This is a genomic window from Mesorhizobium sp. ESP6-5 (assembly GCF_020164695.1).
Classification (GTDB): domain Bacteria; phylum Pseudomonadota; class Alphaproteobacteria; order Rhizobiales; family Rhizobiaceae; genus Mesorhizobium; species Mesorhizobium australicum.
The window spans coordinates 90659-114610 of record NZ_JAIUGR010000016.1; the positions used below are offsets into that span (position 1 = coordinate 90659).

Sequence of the window (23952 nt, forward strand, 5' to 3'; positions counted from 1 at the left end):
GCGCTATCGAAGCCAGCCGATCGCTAGTTCCTTGACGGCATCGAGAGCGCGTTGCGGCAACGTGCCGACGCTGATCGACTCGGCGGCGAACAACGGTGTCTCCTGGCTCAGCGTGTCGCCGATCCAGACGCGCAGTGCGCCCACCGGCTGCCCCTCCTCCACCGGTGCCGCGACCGGGCCGGTGTAGATGATCCTGGCCGTCAGCTTGTCGCGGTTGGTGATCGGCAGGAAGATGTCGATCGGACCTTTTGCCTTGAGCGTCACGCCGGATTTCATGCCGCCAAAAACCTGGGCCTCTCCGACCACCTCGTCCTTGGCGAAGATTTCGGTCTTTTCGAACGAGCGAACGCCCCAATCGAGCAGTTTGCGTGCCTCTTCTGCGCGCTCCTTGTCATTTGCCAGCCCGCTCATCGCCGCGATCACCCGCGTGCCGTTGTGGCTGGCCGAAGCCACGATGCCAAAACCGGATGTCTCGCTTGCGCCGACAGCCAGGCCGTCGGCGCCGATGTCCATCGCCAGCAACGGGTTGCGGTTCCTCTGCGAGATCTTGTTCCAGGTGAAATCCTTCAACCCGTAATACCGGTAGAAATCGGGGTATTCGCGCCATAGATGCAGGGCGAGCTGCGCCAATTCGCGCACGTTTGTCTGCTGGCCGTCGGCCGGCAGGCCAGTGGAGTTCACGAAAGTCGACGTCTTGAGGCCGATCTGGCGCGCACGTTCGGTCATCTCTCCGGCAAAATTGTCCTCGGATCCGGCCATGCCTTCGGCGATGACGATACAGCCGTCATTGGCGGCCTGCACGGTCACCCCCTGGATCAGGTCCTCGAGCCGGATCGCCGATTTGAGCTTGGCGAACATCGTCGAGGTTCCCGACGGCGCGCCACCTTTGCGCCAGGCGTTTTCGCTGACCACGAACGTATCGTCGAGTTTGAGGCGCCCGGATTTGAGGGCGTTGAAAACCACTTCCATCGTCATCAGCTTGGCCATCGAAGCCGGCGGAATGGGTTTATCGGCATCTTTCGAAAACAGCACCGTGCCGGTATCGGCATCGATCATGAAGGCTTGCGCGGCCTTGGTCTCGAAAAGCTGCGCTTGGGCCGGCGAAAGCGTAAGCAGGAGGCTGAGGAGAAAAAAAACGGCGAAAGGCTGTAGCAAGCGAAACTGCATGAAAATCGACCCGTTGGCCGGCCCCTCCGGCGTCCCGAAACTATCGGGCTTTTTCGGTGAGGGATCAACTGCCGGGCGCAACCGGCGCTGGATCAGTCGCGCACGACCAGCGCGTCGGGCGCGCCATGAGACCACGCCGCCTTCAGCAACTCGTCCAGACCGCCATGGCCGTCCGGATAGAGGTTGACCGCATACCAGTCATTGCCGTCGAGATCGGAGCGCTGGATTTCTATTCTGCCGAAGGGCTTTAGTGCCGAGGCCACACGTGTGGCTTCGGTGGCGTCGTCGAACGTGCCGGCGGCGACATAGTCGGCACTGGATGGCGCCGCTTGGCGGCCGGTGTTTTTCCACGACCGCAGGATGTCTGCGGGCGACATGCCGCTGTCGTCCAGAGCGGCAAAGACATCCGCGCGATGGACGCGTTCATCCGCATAGGACAGCGACGCCATGGCGAACGGCGATTGCGGCGGCAGGCTGATCTGCGGCCGTTCCGGCACGATCGGTCCAAAATCGGGCAGCGCCGGATCGCCGAAGGTCGGTTGCGCGGCCATCCGTCCCTGCATCGGTGCCGCGGCATCGGTCAGCTGACCTGGAAACGGCACGGCGGCCGCGCCGACCGGAAGGCTCGGCGAAGGCCCGTTCATGGCCACCATGACGCCGGTCGGCAGGCCGTCCGATGGGTCCGGTATGCGGTTGCCTGGATGGTAAGAGGCCATCAGGTACTGGTCGTCATTGCCGTCGAGCGGCGCGCGGCCGACATATTCGACCTTCACCTTCGCGGTACCGACCTTGTCGTAGTCCAGCATCTGCGCGGCTCGCTCCGAGACGTCGATGATGCGGCCCTCATGGTAGGGGCCGCGGTCATTGACGCGCACGATGACCGAACTGCCGGTTTCGAGGTTGGTGACGCGGGCATAGCTGGGCAGCGGCATGGTCGGATGCGCCGCCGTCAGATGCGCCATGTCGTAGACTTCGCCATTGGCGGTCAGCCGGCCATGGAAGGCGTCGCCATACCATGATGCCAGACCCACCTTGGCGTACTTCTTGTCTTCCTTGGGATAATACCACTTGCCGCGCACCTGATAGGGCTTGCCAAGCTGGTCGCGACCGCCGCCGCGCCGCATGAAGGCAGCGCGCGGACTGGCCTTCACCCCATATTCGGTCTCGGCGAAATATTCCTTGGAGCGGGTCTTCTTGTAGACCATCCCTTTCGGCTCGGGCTGCGACGCGCAAGCGGCGAGCAATGCAGCCGACGCTGCAAGCAACGCAACCGTGGCAACGCGACGAAGACGCGGGTGCGTCACAGCCTGCATTCTTGATTGCCCCCTAAATCTCATGAAGACGTCGCATCCGACCATCAGAGGAGCCAAAGCACTCACTCGACAATGCCAACGACGCCTCGAACCCCGATCCTTTGTGCGCAGGAATTGTTTATCACGGTATTAACCGATTGTGGCCGGAACCGGGCAAGATTGTGACGCCGCCTGTCCTGTCCTAGGCTCAGGGAGCGACCTGCTCATGCAAGCCGGTTGACAGGCCTTTGCCGGGCACACTAGAGCAGTGGCCGGCAGTCGCTGGAGGGATGGCCGAGCGGTTTAAGGCACCGGTCTTGAAAACCGGCGTGGGCGCAAGTTCACCGTGGGTTCGAATCCCACTCCCTCCGCCAAATAACGTTGAAAAATATGGCTTGTTTCTTTTTTTGTCGTAGCGACCATCGAACCTACCCACAAATAGTGCGCACGGTGTGCTGCAATGGGTGCGTTCGGGTACGGTAAGGAAAGATACGCCCTTAACTTAACGTCAGCTTGACCGTGCCGCGTATTACGCCTGCCGCGATGAGCATATCGAATAGCAAATTCTCCAACTCCCGAGCCTGCCACATCGACGTAATCACCGGAATGTTTAAGCGCGATTTCTTGCCAGCGAGAATCGGTCTGCGCTCCTTTCCCTGGAATTGGTCCTCGGCATGAGCGCGGATAATCCACGCCATCATATCAGCGGCTTGGAGTGGCAAAACGCGCTCCTCATCCTCGAAAACAGGCATATTGCCAACTGGCTTTTTCTGGGCCTGCAAAAGGGACTTGTAGCGATCCCAATCCCTGCGGATTTTCTTCTTTTCCATCATCTGGTCGTCAAAAATGAAATTTACCGGACCTTGTAGCCCAAGCCCCTCCTGCCCCTCGGCGAGCTTCAAAATCATCTGATAAAGAAGGAAATAGTATGGGCTGTGGAATTGCTTCGGAAGCTGGCTTCCTTTGATAATCCTGTTGAAATCATCGACCATTACCGCAGCGACAACACCGGCTTTGACGTGGTCGGAAATCACGTTTTGCAGCAATAAGATTCGCTCGTCACGCCGATCCTGGGACCAGGAGGCGAACTCGCCGCCGTAATTCATCGCCTCGCTCATTTTGAACCGGCCAATGCGAGGCTTCATAGAAAGAATATCGGCCCAATCCGCCGAAAACTTCGCCCAGCTTTCGAGCGGCGCAATTAAGCCGGCCATCACGTAGATAGCAGGATTGGTCGAGACGCTTTCGTCAACGTAGGCCTGGAGCATTGATCGTTGCCAGTCCGAAATTATTCCCTTGCTGATTAATCCAAGGAACTCACCGGCAATCTCACATAATATCGTTGACATGCTTCAAAAGCGAGTCTCGGCCCAATGGGTATTCGCAACTTTGATGTCCTCTTCTGATTGAGCCTCAGCTGTCTCTCGGAGAAACTTAACAAGTCGGTTAGCGTGTTTTTCGGCGTAGTGTCGGAAGAAAATCCTATTTTTGTCACCGAGAGTCAGGCCGTAATAATCTGCTGAAACTGGGATATTGTTTGTTAGGGTCTGAAGCGACTTTCTCATAGGCAAATCTTGTCGCTGGCGCTCGACATGACGCGCCCACTCCCAGGCCACAAAATCAGCCGCATGGAAGACGCCCTCCATCTCCTCCTTTGGTGTCGCGACAAGCCTAGAGAGGGAATACTGTTCCAATACGTGCTTATATACCTGATGAGATTCCATTCTAGCAACTAAAAATTGAATATAATCTATAAATCCTCCTTGGCCGTCGTCTCCAGTTTCCAACATATACGAAATTTGCCTTGTCTTCCTATCGCCGTTGTTAGCAAAATCGCCAAGTGCCCACATGCACATATGAATCATAGGGCCATATTTTGTTCTAAATGCTTTATATAGAAACTCGTCAACGACTTTATCTTTATTAGAAAGCTTTGGAAATTTCTCGGAAAGCGTACCATCATCATAGGATGCGCAAGTTATGTAGGATGCGTTCGTTCTTATTATTTCCACTATGCCGTGCATTATTCGATTTTTGCTACGGTCGTCTATGCCTTCGAAATCGCCCTTCCTGGCGTTAAGGTGAGTCATATGGAACGTGCGCCCGTCGAGCAGACGTTGCCATTGTTTGTTTGCCTTTTTGGCCCGGCCATAGCCGAAGGCGACGGCGGCCACAGCGTAAACGCCAGAACCGGAACGACCTGCATCTATGCCAGCACGGAGCGCCAAGACGTTCACCGGATAAGGATGACAGGATGAGCGTTGACATCGACTCAGCCCAAAAAATCAATAGCGCGTTGATACCACGCGCCATCGCATTATACGTCGCCGCTAAGGCTCAATCGCGAGAATATCGCCGCAAATTGGGCTGGCCTATGCACCGTGAAATTCCTTGTCTTTCACACTGGAGAGGGCGCCGAAGTTGTACGCTAGTCTCAAAAACGCGAGGAAGGCCCATACGAAGAAAGAGAACCAGATAGCCACACTCACGTATGAGACGCTACGTGCGTCGCACAGATTTGGCTCTACGATGATGAGCGGGATAGTAAAAAACGTTAGAATAAAGCCTGTCCAATTAGCGCGTCCGATATAGCGCTCGAACCGCTCCATCGTCCGGGTACCTCTTAGCGCTCCGATAAATCCGCCACTCTTGCCGATCACAAAGCCGTAGACGCCGAAAGCAAATCCGGTTTGGATGGCCGCCCATCCAAAAATGGCGGAATACAGCCCGGTACTCGTCCATTGATGCGTTGCAAACTTGTCCGCTATCGGCTTGCCGAAATAAAGGAGAGCGATGAGTGACAGAACGCCAAAAACGGCGGGTGCCCATGCCTCAAAAAGCAATCCAAAACTTTTGCCTTCACCAGTATCAGCCATGGGCCTGCAACGCGTTTTTGACTATGTCTCGACGCAATTCGTAATTCTTTTCCGGATCATTTTTGGGGCTTGGGAATTCCAATTTCTCGGAAAGAACCTCGTCAATCAGGTCGAGTTCCTCAGACGGAATATCTTTGCCCTCTTTAACCCAACCTCGCAGACTCCTAAGGTCAGCGCCCCCATCTTCCCACAGTTTAGCGAATGCGCTCGCCGCGCTTTTCGCGATCTCTCCGAGAGAGCCTTTCCGGTTACCCATGCCGATCTCGATTGTGATGACCGGCGCGCTGTAGGCTTCTCCTAGTTGTTGTAGGGAATGCTTGACCGTTGCGCCTGCGTTTTCGATATCGCCTAGGTTTTGAGGGCTTGCTATCCCGATTCGGAGCTTCCGCACCGGGCTTGCATTAAACTTCTGCCAATTCTGGATATCGAGTTTCGGTTTGATGGAATAGGCAAAGCGCGCGTCCGATTGCATCAAATACTCCATCGCTCGCCCGGGGGAAACTACGCGTGTATCAAATTGCATGGCTAGTGTGTGATCGGCCGGCCGAAATCTGAAAGCGATTCCTTGACCAATGAATCCGTCTGTCTGTAACCCCGACACCCCGGTAGGGGTTACCTCAAATGGAAAATCGGTGTCCCTTACTCGTATGAATTCGCCTGCAAGTTCGCCTGCATCATCGGCGTAACGTTCTAATCTGACCACAAGCCCGCTAGACAGTTGCACCTGACGTGCGGCACGGTCCTTCTCGGATAATTGATCAAGTGCTTGCTTCAGCGATGGCCCATTCGGCTGGAGTTTTTCGACTGTATAAAACCTGCCGCTAATCCTGCTAACCATCGTCCCGTCCCCAATGAAAGACGAAAGCTAGCTCTGGAAAGTCTGGGGCGTCAATTTCCCGTGATGACTTACACCCGGATTTTTTTGTTCGCGGCGCAATTAAAATTGCCGAAAAGCGGTTATAATTTGCGAAAATCGTCCTTGATCTTTGTCGTCGCCTGCATCCGTTTCGTGATCTCTTCAACAATGTGACGTGGAAAGATCGCGTCGAGAGCCGGCAGCAATTCGTCAAGCGTCCGCATATTGGTTGCCTTGGCTTTTTCAATGATCCTTTTGCGGGCGATCAGGTCGCCGGCCATCTTCTCGGCTTGTCGACTGCGGAGCATCGCGCGCTGCTCGTCCGTAAACCCCGTTAGAAATGCCGGCCCGATCAGGACAGCGGCCATAGTTTCCTTGTCGCCGGCATCAATCGCCTTCAGCGCGACCGTGAGACGGTCATTCTCTTTCAGGCCGAGAAGATGACGACGAATCTCATGCGAACGCGGGCCGTCCTCAATTTCGAGCTTTGTGCGGATATCGTTGTCGATAGCGTCGATCGTTCGGTTCGCGTTGGCGGTGGCTTCCGTAGCGCGCTTCGTGATGTCTTCAAGCCAGCTATCGGAGCGCTTTTTCATGTCCATCAAATTGGCTTCTGGCGTCATCGCAGGGTCTTGGGATCGCAACGCCTCTTTCAAAGCCTTGAACCCGTTTCGGTAACTGTCGTGCGCCGCTCTCATCTGACTCACAACGGCATCAGTCTTCGCGGCTTCCGCCAAATCTGGCTCTAGAAATCGCTCGCCTAGCAGGTAGTCGCCGCCGGCCTGTTCAACGGCCTGGAAGTCGATAAGCGGTTCGCGGTGTTCAGGAGTGAGATACGGCGAGCGCCCGCTTTGGGGGAGAGCCATGGAGGTTCCTTTCGTGTGTCAGTTGAGTGGCAGGCCGGTATCGGTGAGAATTCGGCGCAATGTGTTCGTCGCCACGTTGAACGCATCGATGTCGATATCTTCACCGTTGACCAATTTCGCTTCGATGTTCTCGCACCACATCGCTAGGAAAGCCGCTCGGCGGAGCAACAACTCCTGCTGCGTCGTCATTCGCCTACCGACCCGAGAGAGTTCCAATTTCAACTCGCCGTTAAGTCGGAACAGGATTTCGCGATAGCGCCGCGCACCGGCAGTGCGACCGTCGATGCCGTCAAGCAAAGCGGAGCCGTTGCCTATGCGGGTGCTGGCGGTCGGCTTTGCATAGGCGACGGCGGGTCTTTTCATGTGCAATTTGTCAGCTTAGCCATGGGTAGATTTGTGGGTAGAAGATCAGAAGCATCAAAAAAGTCAACTAGAATAAGGGGGTTGTGCGGAGATATGCTCCGCCTTGCCCACAAAATCGTGAAGGGGCTGAATTTCGCCTCGGAGAGACCTGAGAGATGTAAAGGTAGATCGCACCGCTCGGGCTTTGCCGCATCTACTTTAGGAATCGATAGGAGATAGACAGGAATGCCAATAGGAAGGTTAAGTTATTGAAATATATACAAATAGGAAAAATAGGAAGAAATTAGCCCACTCTCTCCCCCTTTTCTCTACCCTTGCCCCCTCACAGCCTCTTATAGTCCTATTTTTCCTATTTCGTTTGAAATCAAGGAATTAGATAACCTATCGTCGTTCCTACTGCTCACCCGATAGAAGCACATCAACTGTTCCAGAACTGCGGGCTTTTTCGCGCGACGGCTTCATCAACGTTTCCGTCCTCCAATCCGAGAACCCATTTCAGATTCAATATCTCGTACGTCTTTCCTGAATTGGTTGTATGTTCGAACTTCTCGCCTTTATCGAATATCGCTCTTATTTCGCGTAATCTTCCCATTTCGCAAAGCGATATCAATGTTGACTTGATTGCGGCCGTAGCCTTTCGCTTGTCAGTTGCGAATGGCTTCAACTTGGCGACAGAGCGATGAATATAGCTGTACTGAATAACCTTTTTTTCGACCATTATCCTTAGTTTCAGGTCACTTATCTGGTCGGCCTCTCTTGAGAGATATTTTCTGATCACCTTCTTAATCTCGTCAATTTGCTTTTCGTTGTCTGTAATATCAACAGTGCCCATTTCACCGGCTTCGAATTTCGCTGAGAGCCGCTGCGTGTCGGTGAGTACGAGAGACGCGGCCCATTCGATCATTTCGCCAGTAATCACGGGAGCCTGCCAATTGTGGGCAACGGCTAAAAGCGCAGCCAATCGTCCGGCCTTTTGTGCAACTCGCGTCCAGATGTTGTTCACAACTTCCCCGGACTTGGAATTGATCACGGCGCGAGCATGTTCGCGAATTGCGTTCAAACTGCCTTCGGCATCGGGATTTATGCCAACGACCGTTACCTGTTCATTTTGCGCTAGGTCGGAAACGTGGTGATAGAGCTCATCAAGCTTCGCAACTAGCGGCTCGCTGACCAGCGCAAATTGGTGGCCTTTGTTGTACTCCGGACAGAGGCCGGCATATTCGATAATCGTGAAGCGCGAAATCAACCCGTTTGTAACCTGGGTATCGTCAAGCGCCTCGTATACCGTTGCACCTGTGCCCTCCCCGAGCAGTGTAAACGCGGGCGACATTATCGCGGACGTCGTTTCCTTCCTGTCCGAATACTCATACGGCTCAAGGATGCGCCCCGCGCCGGAAAGCGTGAACAGCTTCAGCAACTCTCGTTTTAGGGTTTGGGAGTGCTCGGAAGATCGCGGATTTGCCATCTGTTGAAGCTTAATGCCGACTTCGCCGGCAACGCATACGAAGCAAGGATAGGAACGCCGCGCGATCGATTTCACCAGGGCGGGGCCGCTGGCGAAATCCGCCGGTCCCATAATGTTAGTGGCAGCGGGACGCTTCTTCGCGAGCTTGCCAAGAATTTTGGACATGCCGGCTTTAGCCGCGTCCTTGCCCATGCCGGTATCAGCCACCAGCAAGATGTATTGGTTTAGTCCATCATCTGAGAAATTGAATTGCCTTCCTACAATCCCGGCGAACAGAGCAATGGCTCCGGCGAGCGCAACTTCATGGATTGGGTGCGGCGCCTGCGACAGAATGAAATCGTAGATTTCGCCAATTAGGCCGGGCGGTCGATGGCGATGAAAGTTCAAAGATATGTGCGCTACGCTCATTACCGCGATCCGGCCAGAAACTTAGCTAGCTCCTCGCCGTCAACTCCACTGCGGCGAAAGCACTCAATCGCTATCGCGGCAATGTCAGCGTCACTCAAGACGCCGGCATATCCCCTTTCCAGCGCAAAGAAGTTTTCGCCTCGATAGAGAAAAATCACGATGTGCGTGTTCGAGGAAAGCCGTACGATGAGCGCCCATCCGGCTGGCGCGTCGATTGGTTCGCCGGCAACTCGAAATTCACTTTGGTCGCATCTGCGAATTGCGAGCGTGCGGCTTTTACGACCGGGTTTGCTGAAGTACGCGATATCGGCGTTGTGGGCAGAAATGTATCCGCTTGCTGGTGAATAAAGGATGGCTGTTCCGCTTTGCGGTGCGGTCGGAAATAGCTGATAGGACATCGCACGCGATCTCTGAATATGCATTGATTTCGCGGGCGATAGGGAACATCTTCCTATCTTAGTTAGTGCCCGCATGAGGAAGCCGGTCTGTTGAGAGGCCGGCTTTCGTTTTTGGGCTCTACCCAGTAACCAGGCGACCGTTGGCGGCAAGGCGCTGCCTCTGCCAATCCATCACATCCGTTTCGATCCAGCCGACGATGCGAGGGGTCAGCTTGATCGGGCGCGGAAACTGGCCTTTGCCGATCAGTTCGTAGAGCGTGGAAGTAGGCAGTCCGGTAGCGGCCTCCACCTGTGGGCGGCGCATGAATTTGTGCATTGCGTTTCCTTTCTCGGTTCCGGTCAAAGCCCGTCGGAACCTCTTGGAAAGCAAAAGCCGCCGCGACACAATAAGGTGTGTCATTTTCTAATAGAGTTATTTCGTCTAATCAGGCGATAGATAGTTGTTAATTTACTGGTATTGCCTCCGGTAACTTGTAAAATAGCCTTTCTGCGCGAAATTTCCGGATTTCGTCTCATATATGTCAAAACTTTATCGGCCGTTTTCTCGTTATCGGTTCTCTGATCCCTCGGCGGACCGTAAATAAATTCGAATTTCTCCTGACTAGGCATTGATGGCCTCGCCAATTGCAATCACCTTTCCATCGCGCGGCTTTTCCGAACAGTATCTTGCCCACGCGGTCATCAGTCGGCGGCGCTTTTCCAATGCGTCACCGCGACGGTATGCGGCTTCGGTTTTATCGGCGATAACATGCGCGAGGGCCGCCTCGGCAATATCGCGGGGGAAATTCGTTTGCTCCGCCGCCCAATCGCGGAATGTCGAACGGAAACCGTGAACGGTAAGCTCTGCGGTATCGTCAATGCCGCGAAGGAACTCCAACATTGCCATGTTGGATAAAGGCCTTCCTTCCTTCGCTCCGGGAAACACATATTCCTCGCTTTCGCTCGGCAGTTTGTCGAGAATTTCAATCACGCGATCCGAGAGAGGAACGCGGTGATCGCGTCCGGACTTCATACGCTCGCCGGGGATCGTCCAAATTTTTTGGGCAAGGTCGAATTCGGACCACTTGGACCCTATTGCCTCTCCAGTCCTGGCAGCCGTAAGTATCGTGAATTCAAGGGCGCGGGCAGAGATGAACTCCGCTGCCCTCACGCCCTCCAGGAACGCCGGCAGCGCCCCATACGGCAACGCTACGTGGTGCTGGACCTTCGTGACCTTGCCTCGGGCCGGAAGCAGCTTATCAAGGTGTCCGCGCCACCTCGCTGGGTTTTCGCCGGTCCTGAAACCGCGAGCCGTTGCCCAATCCAAGATAGCCTCAATTCGACCACGAACACGACTTGCTGTTTCCGTCTTGGTTGCCCAAATCGGTTCTAGGATATTGATGATGTGAGACGTTTCGATTTGGGCAACGCCAAGTTTTCCAATTGTGGGCTCAGCGTAAGTTTCCAGCGTGTTTTTCCATTGATCGGCGTGTTTGAGATTTCGCCAAGCTGCCCCGTGAGCTTTAAGGTACCGACCAATCGCTTCCGAGAACGTAATGAGCTTTGCACTAGCTGCACCGCTGGCGAGCTTTTCGCTCACACGCTTTTGAATAGGATCAATCCCGCTCGCTACAAGTTGGCGAGCTTCCCGCGCCCGTTCCCGCGCCTCTTTCAGCGAAAAGGTTTCGATACTCCCTAATCCCATTTCGCGCGCTTTGCCGCTCATCATGAACCGGAAAATCCACGCCTTTGTGCCAAACTGCGAAACCTGTAGCCAAAGCCCGCCGCCGTCGCCGTACCGGCCTGGCTTCGATGTCTTGGCGACGGTGACCGCAGTTAGCTTATTGATCGCCCGCATGATCCACATTCCTACCCACAAAACGTAGTCGGAATGTGCCGGAACGCTCCGGCATTGTCCAGAACGCTTTTCCGTTCTAAGCGACAGGGTTAATTGAGCTTTTCGGAAGCAGCCGGAATGAACCGGGAGTTAGGCGGACGGACACTCCCTCCGCCATAACGTCTATGAATCAGATAGGGACCCCACCGCTATCCCCAGCCCGCTTGGCTGCGGTGGTGCCGCAACATCTTCACCAATCATCCGCGGGTGCCATGGTCGAGTTCGACACGGGCATCTGGGGCCGCCGATTTGAGAGCCGATAAGGGGTGACTGCAAGGGCCGTAAAGCGTCTCGTAGTTACCATTCACGATGATTTTGGGCATGGTGGGCACAGGGAACCGGTAGCTATCCACCGCGTTCTCTCGGCATGCTCAAGAAAATCGCCTTTGCCGCCGTGCTTGTTCAAGTTGCAGCCTTGTCAGCCCTCCTGACGCAAACATTCCTCCTTGCATCCACGCCTACCCAAGCGGCCAGTGTGCAAGGCGAGCCCGTGGTGGCCGTTACGCCATCGGAATGCGCCAAGGCGACATGGCCTAATATTCCCCTTCAGTGCCTTGAGAGGGTTGAGGCGAGAGCGCAATAAAAACTGGAGAAACGCAAGCCGGCGGGCCGCCTCCGACACACGGAATTGTTCCATTGCGTCCAAGGCGATCATTGCCATCGTCGAAAGCTACAGATTACTGCTGACGCCCGACCGGCGAAACTGTCACGATTAACGAATCATTGACCGCGCTGTCCTATTCTGAGACAGCGCGGTCAAATCCCAACCGGACTGCGCAGGCGGCTCCGGCAACCCAGCCCCCGCCGCACTGTCGGAGCCGCCACCATACGATGGAATAAATACCAGCAATGGTTGAATCAACCGTTACTGCAGTTGTTGCAACTAGAACGAACGACATCCACCGTTCCGCACCATTCCACCTAGCGCTCCCGGTTCAAAAAACCGCAGGACGTCATAGGAGCCAAAAAAGCCCGCCGGGCGGAGCCAGTCCGCTCAGCGTGACAAACAGGAGACTGATAGCGAATTCGTTTCGATTTATGCTCTGAGCATGGAATGCGCCGCCTTCGATGACATCGCCAGCGCCCTGGCAGCCCGCAAACGGCAAACCGCAATGGGAAGCGCTATAGCAGCGAGTCCTGCTCTAGCTCCCTCTCGCAAGGCGTGGGCCGTGCCACAGCCGGCTGACACTCTACAGAAGAGCCGAGCAGTCTACCTGATCGCGCATCGAGGCTAGATCGTCGCGAACGAGCCATTCCGAGTAAGCCCTCAGTCGCCTGAGGCCAGCGGTCTTGGCGTCTCGCTCCGTTCGCTCGGCTTCCAGCGTTGCTGACGCTGGAAGCCACGCGATGCATTTAGGCTTCGGATGGTACCGAAGTGATCCGACAATTTGATCCTTCACCGGCCATTCCCCTCATACGCCCTGTGAAGCTTTCACATGTGGCGGGGTAAGTCGTCCGTCATTGTGATGATGTCACGGCCAACTGCTATGCGTTAGCAATCGCTTGTTTCCTCTGGACTATCGCCGTGCCGACCGCGTTGTTTCCCGGCTGGTTCCAATGGCGGCACCTCCCAGCTGCGCGGGTGCAAAAAAGCCTTCGGCCGGGGCAGGAGGCAGTTCAAAGGGGCGAACCGATAACAGGGAAGCGGACCAGTTCCGAGCCTTCATGACCGGCACATATTTTTCAACCCACCAGCAAAAGACCCGCCAGGTGGGAACCGGCGGGCAAGTTCTGGAGTGCTGGGATCAACCAGCATAGGTCAACGATGGGCGGCGAAGTTGGTTGCGGGGGCGACCCAACCGTAGACGGCTATTTCGACTCCACGCCCGGCTCAGGCTGAATGTCGATCGTGTCGCCATCTCCATGCACGGCATCACGGTCCCAATCATTGGCCTTGTCAGGTGTTTTGGCAATCGCTTTTCGGGTGTCCCTTCCTCGGTCCTTGCGGGGTTCTGGACCTGGCAGTTCGCGTGATGACTTTGGCTCCACATGCGCCTCCTGTTCTCTACCAAAACAAAGTCGGGGGGCTCGGGTTCCAACAAAGCAAAGCCCGCCGCCTCCGGGAGGAGCGCAGCGGGCCATTCGGCAGGAGTTGAGGGGACATCTCCACGCTGCGAAAACAACAGATCGGCAGCGGATTGGTTCCCTGAGACGGGACCGTGAGATAGCGTGTTAGCCCAACAGCCGCCGCAACCGCTCCGCCCGGCAAACGATCGGCGTTTGCTATTTGGCTTTTAGCCGGAGACATGTCAGCCAGATTTTTTGGCTCGGTCGCTTTTCGCTGCGCGTTCGTCTGGTGGCCCCGACGCTTGGTGCAACCCGACCGTCTCCCGCCGTTTGAATGATGCCGTTTCTGGAAGCTGGCGTATTAACGGTCAAGCTGGCGGGTAATCATCCCAACCCAACACCGCTGGTCAGGCCCGGCGGCGTCCCACCCCTCCTCGCCGGGCCGCCCGCATGTTGCACAAAGGCGAAGGTCGCCACCTTGCTCAGTCGGACTGCTGTGTGCGCTCCGCGATGGCAAACGCCTGCAGGTTCCTGGCCTTGCCGATGTCCCGGTCGGCGTTCGCGATGATCGAAAAGAAGGCTGCTCTGGCGATATCCTTCTTGGAGGCCTTGGGGTGCGCTTTCCGGGCAGCCTTGACGAGCTGCTTGGGAGACATGTCGGGCGTGACGATCCTCATGAGGGTATCGCCGATCGCACTCATTTCGCTTGCATCCATGATGGGCGTCCCTGCTGACCGCAATGCCACAATAGCAAGGACAACTCGCGACCGACAATATGGTTCTGAAAATGAGAAGCCCCGCCGGCAGGGACCGGAGGGGTTAGTCCTGGAAGGACGCGCGTTGCGCTGCGTTCGACAAGCGCGCATTGTCCAGATATCGCGCGGTTGCGACACCGATGTGACACAAGGACAGATGGCTGCGTACGCCCTTCGCAAGGACGATCGGTACGCGTCTCGCGGTCTTGCGACATCGGTGGCGATCACATGCCGGCCATAAGCATTATCGGAGATCCCTTCAGCCTTTGGAAAGGGAGATGTGGTTCTGCTGAGGAGTTGAAGCGCTGGCGGCGTGCCGGCGACAGGCTGGGCGATAGATGGACATCTTTGGCATCAAGGCGCTTTTGATCTGTGCGCTGATCTTCATTCCGTTCGAACATCTGTTTGCCGAGCAGCCGCAGAAGGTCCTCCGCAAAGGCTTGGATGTCGATCTGATTTATGTGCTGTTCAACACCTTCGTCATAAAGGCAGCCATGGCCATGATGGCGCTCGGCACCCTCGAAGCCGCCGCGATCCTTGTCCCGCAATCGGTAACGCGGGCCGTCAGCGGCCAGCCCATCTGGCTGCAGGTTGCGGAAATGATCCTGATCACCGATATCGGCGTCTATTGGGCGCATCGGGCCTTCCATAAAATCCCCGCTCTCTGGAAATTCCATGCGATACACCATGGCATTGAGGAGCTGGACTGGCTCGGCGCTTTCCATTCCCACCCGGTCGACGCGATCGTCACAAAGGCAATATCGTTGACGCCGATCTACCTCCTTGGCTTCTCCGACGCCTCACTCGCCGTCTTTTCGCTTATCTACTTCGGCCACACGATGCTTGTTCATTCAAACCTGCGGATTGCGTTCGGCCCCTTCAAGTGGTTGATTGCCAGCCCGCAGTTCCATCGCTGGCACCATGCCAACCAGCGCACAGCCTACGACAAGAACTTCGCCGGCCAATTGCCGTTCCTCGACGTGATATTCGGCACCTACAATGCCACCGGCAACAAGCTGCCCGAGAAATACGGCGTCGATGATCCCATCCCCTCCAGCTATTTCGGCCAGCTCGGCTATCCGTTCTTGCCTCACAGGAAGCCGTCGAAACGGGCAGCGCCGAGCGTCGAAGCAGGCTGGTTGCCGGACACGCCGGGCATCGAGCATGTCGACAGATGAGTTCGGGGCCACGGTGCCGAGGCCTTTCATGGCGAATCGGCTAAGCCTCGAGGCATGAACGAGACCTCACTCTACGCGCCGGTGAAGCGCTTCCTCGAAAACCTCGACTTCGTCGTGAAAGGGGAAATCGGCGGTTGCGACATCGTCGCGCTGCGCGAGGGAGAGCCGCCGATCGTCGTCATCTGCGAGCTGAAGCTGCAGTTCAATCTCGAACTGGTTCTGCAGGGCGTCGACCGTGCGGCTGCTTGCGATGAAGTTTGGCTGGCAGCGCGCATGTCGGCGCGGGGCAAGGGGCGCGAAAGCGATGCCAGGTTCCGCAATCTCTGCCGTCGGCTTGGCTTCGGCCTGCTCGCGGTGACCGCCAATGACAGGGTCGAAGTGCTTCTCAGTCCGGTCGCCCAGGCACCGCGCAAAAATGCGCGACGGCGTTCTCGCCTTGTCGATGAGCATCAGCGCCGCCGCGGCGATCCTGTCGCTGGCGGCGGATCGCGCACTCCGATCATGACCGCCTACCGGCAGAGCGCCCTCGCCTGCGCCGCCGCGCTTGCGGACGGCCCCAAACGGCCGCGCGATCTGAAAGCCTTGACGTCGATCGCGCCGAAGATTCTTCAGCACAATGTCTATGGCTGGTTCGCAAGGGTCGAGCGTGGTCTCTATGATCTCACGGATGCCGGCCGAGCTTCGCTGGTTCGTTGGCCGCAGGTCGCGCACGATGAAGCCCGACACGAGATTTTGATTGCGCCGGACCTCTGAATGCCGGGGTTTGCCGAGCATGAACCGCCGCTATTGGTTGATTTTTCAGACAAAACATGTTGCTTGTCCCGCCCATGAAGACACTCTGCATGATGGCCATTGCGTCCCTGACGCTGGCCTTTCCGGCCAGTGCGATGGACAACGCTTTGCGCGCCGGGCTGATGAAACTTGATCCGCAAACCCGCCTCGAACAGCGTTGCGATGCCGAAATCCTGGACCGGATCACCCACGATGATCGCAAGTTCAAGGCCGACCGCGTCGTCGCTTACGCCTTCGCGACGCCGGAGATGAGCGCCGACGCAATCCGGAGTCCGGGTGCGGCGTTCCGCAGCAAGGGGCAATGGTACCGGCTGAAATTCAAATGCCAGACGGGACCGGACCACATGGAAGTTCTCCAGCTCCGCTATCGGATCGGCGACGAGATTCCGGAAGCCGACTGGGCGAAATACAATCTCTACGATTAGGTTCTCGCGGGCTTGCGCCGCCTCCGGCTTGTGCCGGCGGCTGTCGAGAACCTCCCGCAATTCCACCGCCACGAAAATGGTTTTCCAGCGTTGCCCGTTGCCGCACTTGACGCCAGCGGACCATGCCTTTAGGCCCGTTCGGACGATCGACGACGAACACTCGACGAAGGGCTTCCAGGTCGATGGAAATATTTACCGCCGCGGGCTTTTCGGCTCTCCTTCAGGTCATCGCCATCGACCTTGCGCTCGCGGGCGACAATGCCATCGTTATCGGCCTTGCCGCTGCCGGCCTGCCGGCCAGCCAGCGCCAGCGAGCCATTCTTGTCGGCATCGCGGCGGCCACCGTTCTTCGCATTTTCTTCGCCCTGATCACGCAATGGCTGCTGACCATTGGTCCCATGCTGCTTATCGGCGGCGGCCTGCTTTTGCTGTGGGTTTGCTGGAAGATGTGGCGCGAATTGCGTGTCAGCCACGACGACGAGCGCGACGCCACCGAAGCGCTGTCGAACGGCGACTTCGACAAGGACGGCGTCATTGGCGGCAAGGGGCCGAGCAAAACCTTCTCGCAGGCCGCTTGGCAGATCGTCATTGCCGACGTCTCGATGTCGCTCGACAATGTTCTGGCCGTCGCGGGAGCGGCTATGAACCATCCGACGGTGCTGATTGTCGGACTGGCGCTGTCGATCGCGTTGATGGGCTTTGCGGCGTCGTTCGTCGCGCGCTTGCTGCACAAATACCGCTGGATTGCCTATATCGGCCTGGTCATCATTCTCTATGTCGCGGTCAAGATGCTGCTGGACGGAGCCGTGCAGCAATTCCCCGATCATTTCGCTTTCCTGTCACCCTGGTTCGGGTCGAACGGGCACTGACGCACATGCCGGGCCGCAGGGCTCCGTTTGCCTGATTGAGCAAGCCGTGCTATTGCGCCGCCCAAATTGAGCTCCTGCCAGGAGCCATGCCAACCGTCATATGTTGAGACTGCGGGCCGGATCGGTGTTTCCGGTTCGCGTCCATTGGAAAATTGCCCATGTCCGCCCCACGCGTCAGCTTCGTCAGTCTCGGATGTCCCAAAGCCCTTGTCGATTCCGAGCGCATCATCACGCGTCTGCGGGCCGAGGGCTACGAGATCGCCCGCAAGCATGACGGCGCCGATCTCGTTGTCGTCAACACCTGTGGCTTTCTCGACTCCGCCCGCGACGAGTCGCTCAACGCCATTGGCTCGGCACTGTCGGAAAACGGCAGGGTCATCGTCACCGGCTGTCTGGGCGCCGAGCCGGACGTGATCCGCGAGAAGCACCCCAACGTGCTGGCGATCACCGGCCCGCAGGCCTATGAGAGCGTGATGGCCGCGGTCCATGAGGCCGCCCCTCCCGCACACGATCCCTACATCGACCTGCTGCCGCCGCAAGGCGTCAAGCTGACGCCGCGCCATTATGCCTATTTGAAGATTTCGGAAGGCTGCAACAACCGTTGCACCTTCTGCATCATTCCGGCACTGCGCGGCGATCTCGTCTCGCGGCCGGCCGCCGATGTGCTGCGCGAAGCCGAGAAACTGGCCAAGGCCGGCGTCAAGGAACTGCTCGTCATCTCGCAGGATACCAGCGCCTACGGCATCGACATCAAGTACCAGACGTCCATGTTCGGCGACCGCGAAGTGCGGGCGAAATTCCTCGATCTCTCGGAGGAATTGGGCAAGCTCGGCATCTGGGTGCGCATGCATTATGTCTACCCCTATCCGCACGTCGCCGACGTCATCCCGCTGATGGCCGAAGGAAAAATCCTTCCCTACCTGGACATCCCCTTCCAGCATGCCTCGCCACAGGTGCTGAAGAACATGCGCCGGCCCGCCCATGGCGAAAAGACGCTGGAGCGCATTCGCGGCTGGCGCGACGTGTGCCCGGATCTCGCCATCCGCTCGACCTTCATCGTCGGCTTCCCCGGCGAAACGGATGACGACTTCGAGATGCTGCTCGATTGGCTGGATGAAGCGAAAATCGATCGCGCCGGCTGCTTCAAATACGAGCCGGTCAGAGGCGCCCGCTCCAACGAGCTCGGGCTTGAGCAAGTGCCGCAGGAGATCAAGGAAGCGCGCTGGCATCGTTTCATGCAGCGCCAGCAGAAGATCTCGGCAGCGCAGCTGGCCAGGAAGGTCGGCAAGCGTCTGCCGGTGCTGATCGACGAGGCGCACGGCACTTCGGCAAAGGGTCGCACCAAATATGATGCGCCCGAGATCGATGGTTCGGTCCACATCCAGTCGCGCCGCCCGATGCGCGCCGGCGACATCGTCACCGTCAAAATCGAGCGCGCGGACGCTTACGATCTCTACGGCTCGGCTGTCTGAGCCTTCCGTCAAGTTCACCATCCAAATGAAAAAGGGCGCCTCGCGGCGCCCTTCCCATAGAGACGTGGCGTGCTGCTTATTGCGGCAACTTGTCGTCGACGCCCTTGACGTAGAAATTCATGCCGAGCAGCGTGCCGTCGTCGGCGACCTCGCCGTCCTTCAGCCATGCCGAGCCGTCCTGCTTGGCGATCGGCCCGGTGAAGGGGTTCCAGCCTCCGGCGATCTTCTTTTCGGTCGCTTCGGCCATCGCCTTCACGTCGTCGGGCATGTTGGTGTAGGGCGCGAGCTTGACCGCGCCGTCCTTGATGCCGAGCCAGACATTGTCCGGCTTCCAGGTGCCGTCGATGGCCGCCTGCACGCGGCTGATATAGTACGGACCCCATTCGTCCGTCAGCGAGGTCAGCTGCGCGTGGGGCGCGAACTTGATCATGTCGGACGACTGGCCGAAGCCGTGCAGCTTGCGCTCCTCGGCCACCTGCAGGGCCGCGGTCGAGTCGGTGTGCTGGACGATGATGTCGGCGCCCTGGTCGAACAGCGCCTTGGCGGCGTCGGCTTCCTTGCCCGGATCGAACCACGAATTGACCCAGACGATCTTGGCCTTGAAGTTCGGATTGATCGACTGCGCGCCGAGCATGAAGGAGTTGATCCCCATCACCACTTCCGGGATCGGGAAGGAGACGATGTAGCCGGCGACGCCGGACTTCGATTCCTTGGCGGCGATCTGGCCGAGCACATAGCGGCCTTCATAGAAGCGGGCATTGTAGATGCCGAGATTGTCCCCGGTCTTGTAGCCGGTGGCGTGCTCGAACATCACCTTGGGAAACTTCTTGGCGACCTTCACTTCGGCGTCCATGAAGCCGAACGAGGTGCCGAAGATGATCTTGCAGCCTTCGCGCGCCAGGCGCTCGAAAGCGCGGTCGGCATCGGGGCCTTCGGAGACGTTTTCCAGGTAAGCAGTCTCGACCTTGTCGCCGAGCGCCTTCTCCACCTCAAGGCGGCCCTGGTCGTGCTGGTAGGAATAGCCGAAATCGCCGATCGGGCCGGTGTAGACCCAGCAGGCCTTCAACTTGTCGGCGGCCTCCGCGGACGCGGCCAGCGACAAAGCCGCTGTCGTCGTCATCAGGGCAATAAGCAGTTTTTTCATTGTGTTACCTCTCTGAGTTAAGCCTTGGAGCTTCCCGTCTTGTTCTTGTTGTCAACGATCCGGAACGAATGGCTGCCCCAGGGATGCCGGCGTGTTCATCATCGTCAGACGCTTGTTGCGCGAGATTAGAACGAGAACCACGACGGTTGCCAGATAGGGCAGAGAAGAAAGCATCTGCGAGGGCACTGGAATGCCAAAAGCCTGTGCATGAAGCTGGCCGATCCACACCGCGCCGAAGATGTAGGCGCCGGCCAGTACCCGCCATGGCCGCCAGGACGCGAACACCACCAGTGCGAGCGCGATCCAGCCTCGGCCCGCGGACATGTTCTCGACCCACTGTGGCGTATAGACGAGCGACAGATGCCCACCGGCAAGACCGGCGCAGGCACCGCCGAAGATGACCGAGAGATAGCGGTAACGGATGACCTTGATGCCGAGCGCATGCGCCGACGTGTGGCTGTCGCCGATCGAGCGCAGCGTGAGGCCGGTACGCGTCTTGAACAGGAACCACATCACCGCGGCCGTCAGCGCGATCGAAATGTAGAAGATCGGATCCTGGCCAAAAAGAAGCCTACCAACGATCGGTATGGAACTGAGGCCGGGAATATCGAGATTGGGCAGCCTGACGCCGGGCTGGCCGACGAAGCTTGTTCCCATCATGCCGGAAAGGCCGAGACCAAGCAGCGTCAGTGACAGGCCTGTTGCCACCTGGTTGGTGGCCAGCGACAGCGTCATCACGGCAAAAAGCAAGGAGAACAGCGCGCCCACGACGATCGCCGCCAGAAGGCCGATCCAGGGCGATCCCGTCAGATAGCCGGCCCCGAAGCCGCCGACGGCGCCCATGACCATCATGCCTTCGACACCGAGGTTGAGCACGCCGGAACGTTCGACCACCAGTTCGCCAATCGCCGCGATCAAAAGCGGCGTCGCCGCCGTGGCTATGGTCAGGAGAATGTTGACGGTGATGTCCATCAGCGGGCTTCCTTCAACTTTGGTGCGGCCTCGAGCTTCGCGGGCGTTTCCTGTTTCGTCAGCGCCAGACCGATCAAGCGGATGCGGTAATGAATGAGCGTGTCGCAGCCGAGCACGAAGAACAGCAGCATGCCCTGGAACACCCTCGCCACCTTGTCGGAAATGCCGAGTGCGCTTTGCACGGCCTCGCCGCCGAGATAGGTCAGGGCCAGCACCAGGCCCGCGGCGACGATGCCGAGCGGATTGAGGCGGCCGAGGAACGCCACGATGATGGCCGTGAAGCCATACCCGGGCGAAATCACGGGCTGAAGTTGCCCGATGGCGCCGGAAACTTCGGAGATGCCGGCAAGGCCGGCCAGCGCTCCCGATAGCAGGAAGGCAAAGAACACCATCCGGTTGAGGCCGAAGCCGGCGAAGCGCCCTGCCCTTGGGCTGGAGCCCAGCACGCGGACCTCGAAGCCCTTGAGCATGCGGCCCATCAGGATCCAGATCAGCACCGCGGCCACCAGGGCGAACACAAACCCCCAATTGGCGCGCCCGGCATCGGGCATCAGTTCCGGCAGCACGGCCGCGTCGCCGAACTGGATCGTCTGCGGAAAGCCGTGGCCCTGCGGATCGCGCCAGGGACCCCGCACCAGCCAGTCGAGGAAGAGCTGCGCGACATAGACCAGCATGAGGCTGGTCAGGATCTCGTTGGTATTGAACCGGGTCTTCAGCAAGGCCGGGATCGCCGCGTAGGCCGCACCGCCGACCATGCCGAGCAGAAGCATCAGCGGCAGCACCAGCGGGCCATCGAATTGCGGGAACAGCACGGGAATGATCGAGCCGAAGATTGCGCCGAAGATGAACTGGCCTTCGGCGCCGATGTTCCAGATGTTGGCCTTGTAGCAGACCGACAGGCCGACAGCGATCAGGATCAGCGGCGCTGCCTTGATCGCCAGCTCGTGCAACTGCCAGACCTGGCTTATCGGCTCGATGAAATAGATATGGAAGGCATTCAGCGGGTTGACGCCGAGCAGCGCGAACAGAACCGCGCCGGCAATGATGGTCAGCGCGAAGGCGATGAACGGCGACAGCATCGAAAACAGCGCCGAGCGCTGCGGGCGTTTGACAAGTTCGAGGCGCATCATGCCGTCTCCAGCGTATGTTCGGCGTGGCCGGGCTCGGCGCCACCCATCAGCAAGCCGACCTTCTCGAAAGTCGCTTCGGCGATCGGCATCGGCCTGGACAATTCTCCATTGTGCATGACGGCGATCGCGTCCGATATTTCGAACAGCTCGTCGAGATCCTGGCTGATCACCAGCACCGCCGATCCGCTGCGAGAGAGCTCGATCAAGGCCTGACGGATGTGCGCTGCGGCTCCGGCGTCGACACCCCAGGTCGGCTGGTTCACCACCATCACGCTTGGGCGGCGGTCGAGTTCGCGGCCGACGATGAATTTCTGCAGATTGCCGCCCGAAAGTGCTGCCGCTTCGGGATCCGGCGCGCTCTTGCGCACATCCATCGCCTCGATGATGCGCTGCGAGGCGGCATAGACGGCGCCGCTTTTGACAATGCCGCCGGTGCCGACAAAAGCCTTGCCGTCCGTGGCATGGCGCGACAGCAGGAGGTTTTCCGAGAGCTTCATGCGCGGCGCGGCGCCATGGCCGAGACGCTCCTCCGGCACGAACGCGGCCCCCAACAGGCGCCGCCCGGTAATGGTGAGGCTGCCGGCGTTCTTGCCGCGGATGCGCACCGAAGCGGCATCCTGCTGCAAAACCTCGCCGGAGACGGATTCGAAGAACTCGCCCTGGCCATTGCCGGCGACACCGGCAATGCCGATCACCTCGCCAGCGCGGACATTGAGGCTGATGTTCTTGAGCGGAATGGAAAACGGTGTTGCCGGCTTGCGGTTGAGGTTGAGGATTTCGAGCAGCGGCTGCGCGGTTTCGATCCCCTCGACCGGCGCCCGCACCACAGCCTGCACTTCGTTGCCGACCATCATGCGGGCGAGCGATGAGGCTGTCTCCTCGCGCGGGTTGCAGTGACCGACCACCTTGCCGTGCCGCAACACCGTGGCGCGGTCGCAGATGCGTTTGACCTCTTCAAGCCGGTGCGAAATGTAGAGGATCGATTTGCCTTCCGCGCGCAAGCGCTCCAGCGTCTCGAACAGCTTGTCCGCCTCCTGCGGCGTCAGCACCGATGTCGGCTCGTCCAGGATGATGAGCTGCGGCGTCTGCAGCAGGCAGCGGATGATCTCGATGCGCTGGCGCTCGCCGACGGACAGATCCCCGACCAGCGATTCCGGATCGAGCGGCAGGCCATAGCTGTAGGAAAGCGCCCTCGCCTTGGCCGCGATGCTGCCGATCGGCGAGCCGTCATCCAGCGACAGCGCGATGTTCTCGGCGGCCGTCAGGGCTTCGAACAGGGAAAAATGCTGGAAAACCATGCCGATGCCGAGCTTTTTGGCAACGCCTGGGCTGGTGATCCGCACTGCCTGGCCGTTCCAGAAAATCTCGCCGGAATTGGGTTCCAGCGAGCCGAACAGCATCTTGACCAGCGTCGATTTGCCGGCGCCGTTCTCGCCGAGCAAAGCGTGGATTTCACCTTTGGCGATGTTGAGATCGATATGATCGCACGCTGTCAGCGTGCCGAATATCTTGGTCAGGCCACGAACCTCGAGCAGGTTCGCCCCATCATGATTTGCACTCACAGTGCCTCCCATCCGGATTACCGGACATGTTCTGTGTTCCCGCAAGCATCGTATGCGCGGCCGGCTCTCGTGCGAAAGC

At 58.3% G+C, this 23952-nt stretch carries 22 protein-coding genes and 1 tRNA gene; 6 read left to right on the forward strand and 17 right to left on the reverse strand.

The features are described from left to right. Positions 1-3: 3 nt before the first annotated feature. Both LB524_RS24330 and LB524_RS24335 read right to left on the reverse strand, forming a co-directional pair. Positions 4-1167, reverse strand: a complete 1164-nt coding sequence (locus LB524_RS24330) for a D-alanyl-D-alanine carboxypeptidase family protein (protein ID WP_015317899.1) — start codon at positions 1165-1167, stop codon at positions 4-6. A gap of 92 nt (positions 1168-1259) precedes the next feature. Continuing rightward, positions 1260-2480: a septal ring lytic transglycosylase RlpA family protein gene (locus tag LB524_RS24335; RefSeq protein WP_224530821.1), complete on the reverse strand. Its 1221-nt coding sequence runs from the start codon at positions 2478-2480 to the stop codon at positions 1260-1262. Positions 2481-2743: 263 nt separating this feature from the next. Between LB524_RS24335 and LB524_RS24340 the strand changes: the two genes are divergently transcribed. Beyond that, a tRNA-Ser gene (locus tag LB524_RS24340) sits at positions 2744-2833 on the forward strand. Between the two features lie 123 nt (positions 2834-2956). On the opposite strand, the gene LB524_RS24345 is transcribed toward LB524_RS24340, so the two are convergent. The 11 genes from LB524_RS24345 to LB524_RS24395 form a co-directional block, all read right to left on the reverse strand. Further along, a complete protein-coding gene (locus LB524_RS24345; protein WP_224530823.1) occupies positions 2957-3727 on the reverse strand; it encodes a DUF3800 domain-containing protein in 771 nt (256 codons plus the stop codon). 84 nt (positions 3728-3811) lie between these two features. Then, the gene (locus LB524_RS24350) at positions 3812-4687 is read right to left on the reverse strand and encodes a hypothetical protein (RefSeq protein ID WP_224530825.1); all 876 of its coding nucleotides are present in this window, start codon (positions 4685-4687) and stop codon (positions 3812-3814) included. Positions 4688-4831: 144 nt separating this feature from the next. After that, positions 4832-5335, reverse strand: coding sequence for a hypothetical protein (locus LB524_RS24355; protein ID WP_224530827.1), 504 nt, complete (start codon positions 5333-5335; stop codon positions 4832-4834). Further along, positions 5328-6173: a DUF6731 family protein gene (locus tag LB524_RS24360; RefSeq protein WP_224530829.1), complete on the reverse strand. Its 846-nt coding sequence runs from the start codon at positions 6171-6173 to the stop codon at positions 5328-5330. Before LB524_RS24360 ends, LB524_RS24355 begins: the two co-directional genes overlap by 8 nt. A gap of 119 nt (positions 6174-6292) precedes the next feature. After that, positions 6293-7057, reverse strand: a complete 765-nt coding sequence (locus tag LB524_RS24365) for a hypothetical protein (protein WP_224530832.1) — start codon at positions 7055-7057, stop codon at positions 6293-6295. Between the two features lie 18 nt (positions 7058-7075). Beyond that, positions 7076-7420, reverse strand: a complete 345-nt coding sequence (locus LB524_RS24370; RefSeq protein ID WP_224530834.1) for a hypothetical protein — start codon at positions 7418-7420, stop codon at positions 7076-7078. Positions 7421-7838: 418 nt separating this feature from the next. Beyond that, entirely contained in the window at positions 7839-9293 is a 1455-nt protein-coding gene (locus tag LB524_RS24375) for a DUF3987 domain-containing protein (RefSeq protein WP_224530835.1), read from the reverse strand. Further along, positions 9293-9691, reverse strand: coding sequence for a hypothetical protein (locus LB524_RS24380; protein ID WP_224530837.1), 399 nt, complete (start codon positions 9689-9691; stop codon positions 9293-9295). Before LB524_RS24380 ends, LB524_RS24375 begins: the two co-directional genes overlap by 1 nt. 118 nt (positions 9692-9809) lie before the next feature. Next, positions 9810-10007 carry a helix-turn-helix transcriptional regulator gene (locus tag LB524_RS24385; protein ID WP_224530839.1) on the reverse strand — a complete coding sequence of 66 codons (198 nt, stop codon included), beginning with the start codon at positions 10005-10007 and terminating at the stop codon, positions 9810-9812. A 285-nt stretch (positions 10008-10292) separates the two neighbouring features. Next, on the reverse strand, positions 10293-11528 hold the full coding sequence (locus tag LB524_RS24390) for a tyrosine-type recombinase/integrase (RefSeq protein ID WP_318012237.1): 1236 nt from the start codon (positions 11526-11528) through the stop codon (positions 10293-10295). 2528 nt (positions 11529-14056) lie between these two features. Beyond that, positions 14057-14290, reverse strand: a complete 234-nt coding sequence (locus tag LB524_RS24395) for a hypothetical protein (protein WP_023784107.1) — start codon at positions 14288-14290, stop codon at positions 14057-14059. Between the two features lie 377 nt (positions 14291-14667). On the opposite strand from LB524_RS24395, the gene LB524_RS24400 reads away from it, so the two are divergent. The 5 genes from LB524_RS24400 (at position 14668) to rimO (ending at position 19065) form a co-directional block, all read left to right on the forward strand. Further along, positions 14668-15507, forward strand: a complete 840-nt coding sequence (locus LB524_RS24400) for a sterol desaturase family protein (protein ID WP_015317896.1) — start codon at positions 14668-14670, stop codon at positions 15505-15507. A 54-nt stretch (positions 15508-15561) separates the two neighbouring features. After that, positions 15562-16260, forward strand: coding sequence for a DUF2161 domain-containing phosphodiesterase (locus tag LB524_RS24405; protein ID WP_015317895.1), 699 nt, complete (start codon positions 15562-15564; stop codon positions 16258-16260). A 56-nt stretch (positions 16261-16316) separates the two neighbouring features. Further along, positions 16317-16724: a DUF930 domain-containing protein gene (locus tag LB524_RS24410; protein ID WP_041163455.1), complete on the forward strand. Its 408-nt coding sequence runs from the start codon at positions 16317-16319 to the stop codon at positions 16722-16724. A gap of 182 nt (positions 16725-16906) precedes the next feature. Continuing rightward, positions 16907-17593, forward strand: coding sequence for a TerC family protein (locus LB524_RS24415; protein ID WP_015317893.1), 687 nt, complete (start codon positions 16907-16909; stop codon positions 17591-17593). A gap of 158 nt (positions 17594-17751) precedes the next feature. Next, complete coding sequence (gene rimO, locus LB524_RS24420; protein ID WP_015317892.1) at positions 17752-19065, forward strand: 30S ribosomal protein S12 methylthiotransferase RimO; 1314 nt, start codon at positions 17752-17754, stop codon at positions 19063-19065. A gap of 76 nt (positions 19066-19141) precedes the next feature. Here the strand turns inward: rimO and LB524_RS24425 are convergent, their stop codons facing one another. From LB524_RS24425 to LB524_RS24440, 4 genes are read right to left on the reverse strand one after another with little or no spacing between them, the layout of a single operon-like run. Beyond that, positions 19142-20209: a BMP family ABC transporter substrate-binding protein gene (locus LB524_RS24425; protein ID WP_140873907.1), complete on the reverse strand. Its 1068-nt coding sequence runs from the start codon at positions 20207-20209 to the stop codon at positions 19142-19144. 51 nt (positions 20210-20260) lie between these two features. After that, a complete protein-coding gene (locus LB524_RS24430; RefSeq protein ID WP_224530845.1) occupies positions 20261-21181 on the reverse strand; it encodes an ABC transporter permease in 921 nt (306 codons plus the stop codon). Then, complete coding sequence (locus LB524_RS24435; protein WP_140824441.1) at positions 21181-22311, reverse strand: ABC transporter permease; 1131 nt, start codon at positions 22309-22311, stop codon at positions 21181-21183. The genes LB524_RS24430 and LB524_RS24435 overlap by 1 nt, the downstream gene beginning before the upstream one ends. Next, positions 22308-23885, reverse strand: a complete 1578-nt coding sequence (locus tag LB524_RS24440; protein WP_224530847.1) for an ABC transporter ATP-binding protein — start codon at positions 23883-23885, stop codon at positions 22308-22310. The genes LB524_RS24435 and LB524_RS24440 overlap by 4 nt, the downstream gene beginning before the upstream one ends. Positions 23886-23952: the final 67 nt, after the last annotated feature.

Coding starts and splice junctions, on each gene's coding strand:
- LB524_RS24385 (WP_224530839.1), bottom strand. CDS start 10,007: ATGCACAAATTCATGCGCCGCCCACAGGTGGAGGCCGCTACCGGACTG.
- LB524_RS24335 (WP_224530821.1), bottom strand. CDS start 2,480: ATGCAGGCTGTGACGCACCCGCGTCTTCGTCGCGTTGCCACGGTTGCG.
- LB524_RS24360 (WP_224530829.1), bottom strand. CDS start 6,173: ATGGTTAGCAGGATTAGCGGCAGGTTTTATACAGTCGAAAAACTCCAG.
- LB524_RS24365 (WP_224530832.1), bottom strand. CDS start 7,057: ATGGCTCTCCCCCAAAGCGGGCGCTCGCCGTATCTCACTCCTGAACAC.
- LB524_RS24415 (WP_015317893.1), top strand. CDS start 16,907: ATGGAAATATTTACCGCCGCGGGCTTTTCGGCTCTCCTTCAGGTCATC.
- LB524_RS24345 (WP_224530823.1), bottom strand. CDS start 3,727: ATGCTCCAGGCCTACGTTGACGAAAGCGTCTCGACCAATCCTGCTATC.
- LB524_RS24410 (WP_041163455.1), top strand. CDS start 16,317: ATGTTGCTTGTCCCGCCCATGAAGACACTCTGCATGATGGCCATTGCG.
- LB524_RS24355 (WP_224530827.1), bottom strand. CDS start 5,335: ATGGCTGATACTGGTGAAGGCAAAAGTTTTGGATTGCTTTTTGAGGCA.
- LB524_RS24370 (WP_224530834.1), bottom strand. CDS start 7,420: ATGAAAAGACCCGCCGTCGCCTATGCAAAGCCGACCGCCAGCACCCGC.
- LB524_RS24330 (WP_015317899.1), bottom strand. CDS start 1,167: ATGCAGTTTCGCTTGCTACAGCCTTTCGCCGTTTTTTTTCTCCTCAGC.
- LB524_RS24390 (WP_318012237.1), bottom strand. CDS start 11,528: ATGCGGGCGATCAATAAGCTAACTGCGGTCACCGTCGCCAAGACATCG.
- LB524_RS24400 (WP_015317896.1), top strand. CDS start 14,668: ATGGACATCTTTGGCATCAAGGCGCTTTTGATCTGTGCGCTGATCTTC.
- LB524_RS24380 (WP_224530837.1), bottom strand. CDS start 9,691: ATGTCCTATCAGCTATTTCCGACCGCACCGCAAAGCGGAACAGCCATC.
- LB524_RS24440 (WP_224530847.1), bottom strand. CDS start 23,885: ATGGGAGGCACTGTGAGTGCAAATCATGATGGGGCGAACCTGCTCGAG.
- LB524_RS24395 (WP_023784107.1), bottom strand. CDS start 14,290: ATGGATGCAAGCGAAATGAGTGCGATCGGCGATACCCTCATGAGGATC.
- LB524_RS24405 (WP_015317895.1), top strand. CDS start 15,562: ATGAACGAGACCTCACTCTACGCGCCGGTGAAGCGCTTCCTCGAAAAC.
- LB524_RS24425 (WP_140873907.1), bottom strand. CDS start 20,209: ATGAAAAAACTGCTTATTGCCCTGATGACGACGACAGCGGCTTTGTCG.
- LB524_RS24430 (WP_224530845.1), bottom strand. CDS start 21,181: ATGGACATCACCGTCAACATTCTCCTGACCATAGCCACGGCGGCGACG.
- LB524_RS24375 (WP_224530835.1), bottom strand. CDS start 9,293: ATGAGCGTAGCGCACATATCTTTGAACTTTCATCGCCATCGACCGCCC.
- rimO (WP_015317892.1), top strand. CDS start 17,752: ATGTCCGCCCCACGCGTCAGCTTCGTCAGTCTCGGATGTCCCAAAGCC.
- LB524_RS24435 (WP_140824441.1), bottom strand. CDS start 22,311: ATGATGCGCCTCGAACTTGTCAAACGCCCGCAGCGCTCGGCGCTGTTT.